The organism is Rhodoplanes roseus (assembly GCF_003258865.1).
In the GTDB taxonomy this organism is placed as follows: domain Bacteria; phylum Pseudomonadota; class Alphaproteobacteria; order Rhizobiales; family Xanthobacteraceae; genus Rhodoplanes; species Rhodoplanes roseus.
Genome location: NZ_NPEX01000371.1, coordinates 1 through 4,624, shown reverse-complemented (window position 1 = coordinate 4,624; position 4,624 = coordinate 1). Strand labels below are relative to the sequence as shown.

At 72.4% G+C, this 4,624-nt stretch carries 5 protein-coding genes; 2 read left to right on the top strand and 3 right to left on the bottom strand.

Features of this window, described 5'->3' with window-relative positions:
- Positions 1-69: 69 nt before the first annotated feature.
- Entirely contained in the window at positions 70-639 is a 570-nt protein-coding gene (locus tag CH341_RS28315; RefSeq protein WP_111422439.1) for a nitroreductase family protein, read from the bottom strand.
- Positions 640-978: 339 nt separating this feature from the next.
- Between CH341_RS28315 and CH341_RS28310 the strand changes: the two genes are divergently transcribed.
- Positions 979-1,938, top strand: a complete 960-nt coding sequence (locus CH341_RS28310; RefSeq protein WP_425376216.1) for a cupin domain-containing protein — start codon at positions 979-981, stop codon at positions 1,936-1,938.
- A 133-nt stretch (positions 1,939-2,071) separates the two neighbouring features.
- Positions 2,072-2,440 (top strand): c-type cytochrome, encoded by a 369-nt coding sequence (locus tag CH341_RS28305; protein ID WP_111422437.1) that lies wholly within the window; start codon positions 2,072-2,074, stop codon positions 2,438-2,440.
- 3 nt (positions 2,441-2,443) lie between these two features.
- Here CH341_RS28305 and CH341_RS34520 read toward each other — a convergent pair whose 3' ends face one another.
- Both CH341_RS34520 and CH341_RS28295 read right to left on the bottom strand, forming a co-directional pair.
- Complete coding sequence (locus CH341_RS34520; RefSeq protein ID WP_170149839.1) at positions 2,444-2,839, bottom strand: hypothetical protein; 396 nt, start codon at positions 2,837-2,839, stop codon at positions 2,444-2,446.
- A gap of 73 nt (positions 2,840-2,912) precedes the next feature.
- Positions 2,913-4,624 (bottom strand): YadA family autotransporter adhesin (locus CH341_RS28295; protein ID WP_210208653.1); only part of this gene is annotated, 1,712 nt, incomplete at its 5' end.

The following is a 4,624-nucleotide window of genomic DNA, read 5'->3' as shown; positions in this document are numbered from 1 at the left end:
GTGGCGCCGCGCCGGACCCGGGCACGCGGGCCGCGGCGCGGCGGCCTGGGCCGCTCGGCAGGACGGCCGTCAGGCCTCGAAGCGGGTCACGATGTCGGCGAGGGCGGGACGGGGGCGATCCTCGGGCGTGCCCTCGAACCGGCCGACATGGACGAAGCCGATGAACGCCTCGTGCTTGTCGAGGCCGAACGCCCGCGCCACCTGGGCGTCGTAGGCGAACCACTCGGTGAGCCAGCACGCCGCGTAGCCGAGCGCGTGGGCGGCGAGGAGCAGGTTCATGGCCGCGGCGGCGCCGGACAGGCGCTGCTCCCATTCGGGGATCTTCGGGCTGTCGATCGGGCTCGACACCACGGCGATCACCAAGGGCGCGCGGGCGAGCCGGTTGGTCTCGAAATAGATCTGGTCGCCGGTCGCGTCCGGGTACTTGGCCGCATAGGCGGAGGCGATCGCGGCGCCGGCCTCCTCGCGGTGGTCGCCTTCGAACAGGATGAAGCGCCACGGCGACAGCTTGCCGTGGTCCGGCACCCGCGAGGCGATGCTCAGCATGGTGTCGATGTCCTGCGGGCTCGGCGGCGGGCCGGAGAGCTGGTCGGGCTTCACGGAGCGACGGGTCTTCAGGAGCGCGAGGGCGTCGAGCATGGAAATGTCTCCCTGGGCGCGGACAATTCGTATGGAGCGGATGCGCGGCGGAGCGTCGAGCACGCATCGCACGCGCCCGTCCGGCTACCATAGGGACGATGCCCGATAAAGGCCGCGCGGCTTGAAATTGCCTCAAAGTGCCGCGTATCTGGCGACATGATCAGGGCAGGGGGTGGCTCGATCCGAAGAGTGACCGGGATTGCCCGCGCCGCCACCGGCGTCGCGGCGGCGATCTGGCTCGCCTGTGCCCCGAGTCCCGTGCTCGCCCAGAACCGTCCCGAGCAGGCCATCGTCGGCGCGATGCAGCGCTTCGTGAACTCGCTGCCGTTCGGCGGGCTCATGGGACAGCCGCAGCAGCCGCCCGCACCCGGCGCGAAGCTGATGCCGCCGCCCGGTGCAGCAAGCGCGCCGCCGCCGACCGGCCCGACTCTCCAGTCGCTGGCGCCGCCGCCCGGCGCGCCCTCCGGGCCGGTGCCGCTCGGGCCCGGGCCGCAGGTGTCGCTGCCGCCCTCCGCCACGACGATCTCCCCGGCCGTGCCGAAGGAGATTCCGCTCTCCCTGTCGGCCCGCTATGGCCGCGACAGTGCCCCCGTGAACGGCGGCGTCGTGTGGCGGGTCTATCCGGTCCGGCCCGACATCACCGGCTCGTTCCGGCCGCTGCGCGAGGATCGCACCCCGAGCCCGAGCCTGGCGCTGCCGCCCGGCGACTATGTCGTGCATGTCGCCTTCGGGCTCGCCAGCGCCGCCAAGACCGTGTCGCTGCGCAACGAGCCGGTCCGCGAGGTGTTCGATCTCCCGGCCGGCGGGGTGCGCATCGAGGGCCGCGTCGGCGACGCGCGCATTCCGCACGGCCAGATTTCGTTCGACGTCTTCCGCGGCAGCCAGTTCGAGACCGGCGACAAGCGTCAGGTCGCGTCCGGCATCACCACGGGCGATGTCGTCGTCGTGCCGGAGGGCACGTATCACATCGTCTCGAACTACGGCGACAGCAACGCCGTGGTGCGCTCCGACATCCGGGTACAGTCCGGCAAGCTCACCGACGTGACGGTGACGCATCGGGCCGCCATCATCACGCTGAAGCTGGTCGGCGACCGGGGCGGCGAGGCGCTCGCCAACACGAGCTGGACCGTGCTGACGCCGGGCGGCGACGTGGTCAAGGAGACGGTCGGCGCCTTCCCGCGCGTCGTGCTGGCCGAGGGCGACTACCGTGCCATCGCCCGTAACGAGGGCCGCACCGTCGAGCGCGACTTCAAGGTCATCACCGGCGTCGACGGCGAGATCGAGCTTCTGGCGCGCTGAGAGCGACGGGCGGACGCCATCAAGGCGTGCGGTCCGGACGGATTTCACGCGACAACGCTGTCCGTCCGGGCCATTCTGATCAGCGGAATTTCGAATCGTGTGTTTCAGGCTTCACGCCGTTGTGGGATGGCCCATGCCGCGTCGCTCGTTCGCCGTTGCTCTCCTCGTCGCCGCCGTCGCTGCATTCGGAACCGTGGGGTTCGGAGCGGGTGACGGCTTCGCCCAGACCGGCCGCTCCGGCACGGCGCAGCCGCCCAGCGCGGCCCGCGGCGCCGAGATCGCGCAGCGCTGGTGCGCCACCTGCCATGTCACGTCCGCCGATCAGACCCAGGCGACCGGCGAGGCGACTCCGTTCCCGACCATCGCCCGGCGCAACAGCTTCGACGCCGGCGTGCTGGCGCTGTTCCTGCTCGATCCGCATCCGCGAATGCCCGACATGAGTCTCACCCGCGCCGAGGCGGCCGATCTCGCCGCCTATGTGCGCAGCCTCGCCGGGAAGTAGCCCTCACCGCACCGGCGCGGCCGGCGGCGGACCCGCAGGCGGGGCCGGCGGGGGAGGCGGACGCCGCGCCGCGGCCGGGGCGGCCGGCGGCGGGGAGGGCGATGCCGCACCGACGCAGCTGATCGTCCCGATGCTGGCCGGCCCGTACTGGACGTATCCGGACTGGGTCGGCGCCGAGTGCGGCACGTTGATGGGCAGGTACAGGTAGCAGATCGTTCCGTCGGCCGGATCGCGCCAGCGCTGGATCACGGTATCGGCCAGCGGGCCGGCGAACTGGCGCTCGAGCTGCATGCGCGGCAGCTTCGACCACTCGACCTGCTGGGCCAGCACCACGGACGGGACCAGGACACACGAACACGACACGATGCAGCAGACAGCAAGCGATTTGATCGGCGTCACGGGACCTCGGCGGGCATGGATTTCTCTTCCGTCGCGACTCTAGCTGAAGCGGTTCGCCGCGCAACCGACGCGCTCAGTTCAGCGTCAGGGACGCGCCGGCGACGACCCCGTAGTCGCTGACGTCCGGCGCGCCGGAGAACGCCGCGTTGACGCGCCAGCGGTCGCTCACCGCGTAGCCGAGCCCGACCGCCAGACCCGACTGACCGCGATAGTGCCCGAAGGCTGCCGCGAGCGAAGCCTTGCCGGGCCGGTTGTCGTAGCGCAGTCCGGTGGCGGCGAGCGCCAGCGCCGTGCCGGAGCGCGCCTCGCGCTGATTGTCGCCGACCTGAGTCTGCAGGCCGGCCACCTGGGTCTGTAGTCCGGCGATGGACGTGCCGAGCCCGGCCGCGACGCTCTGCAGCTGGCCGAGATTGACGGCATCGGTAGCGGCGACGCCGGCCGCCACATTGGTGACGCGGCGCTCGCTGCCGGCGGCACCCACCGAGACGGTGTTGCTCTCGGTGGCCAGCGAGCCGGCGCCGAGCGCGACGCTGTTCGCCGCCGTGACGGTCGCGCCGTTGCCGATGGCGGTGCCGTTCGTCACCGTCGCCGAGGCGCCCGGGCCGACCGCGGTGCTGCCGGACGCGGTCGCGACCGCGTAGTCGCCGAACGCGGCGCCGCCATGGGCGGCCGAGGCGAAGGTGCCGACCGCGACCGAGCCGGTGGCGCTGGCCCCGGTTCCGATCGCGATGGCGTTCTCGCCGGTGGACGATGCGCCGAGCCCGATGGCGAGCGCGCCCTCGGCGGAGGCCAGCGCCCCTGGGCCGATCGCCACTGCGTTGCCGGCACTCGCCGTGGCGCCGGCACCGACCGCGAGCGAGGCCATGCCGGAGGCCGAGGACGACGCGCCGAGTGCGGTCGCGCTCGTGCCCGAGGCCGTCGACGCGTGGCCGTACGCGGCGCTGTTGGTGCCCGACGCGGTGCTCGCGGCGCCGACCGCGGTCGCGCCATTGCCAGAGGCCTGGGCGGCGCCGCCGAGTGCCACGGCCTCGCTGCCGGTCGCCGCGGCGGCGGCAGCGGTCGATTTGACCGACGTGTAGACGGCGCGACGATTGAGCGTCGTGATGATGGTCTGGAGATTGTTGGCCATGGCCTGCAGGCTCGCGACCGAGCTCGTCAGGCTGCTGATGCCGGTGCCGTAGCCGGTGAGGCTCGCGTCGACCGCCGTGAAGGCGTCCGCGATGGTGGAGTAGGCGGTGCCGCCGATCGTGTAGCTCGCTGCGCCGATGGTGCCGTCGGCGTTCAGCGTGGCGCCGAGGATCTGCGCCATCGTGGCATTGGTGCCGTAGAGCTGGCGGCCCGTCACCGCGTCGGTCGAGGTGGCGGACAGCGTGCCGTCGGCGACGTTGACGATCCGCCGCTCGGTGCCGGCGGCGCCGACCGACACGGTCTCGTCCTCGTCGGCGACCGAGTTGGCGCCGATCGCCACGCTGTTGGTGCCGATCACGATGGCGCGCGCGCCGATCGCGACCGCGTTCTGCGTGCCGGCCTGTGCCGTGGTGCCGAACGCGATGCTGTCTTGGCCGCTGGCGTAACTCTGGCGTCCCATCGCCAGCGCGGAGTCGCCCGCGGCCAACGCACTGTAGCCGATAGCCACGGCAGAGCTCGCGCTCGCCGATGCGCCCGCGCCGATCGCCGCGCTGGCCTCTCCGGTGGCGAAGCTGTAGTCGCCGAGCGCCAACACCAATCTCACCGCCATCATTGTGGCGGAGCGCGCCGCCGAGCTGATCGAATCCGAGCGCCGGT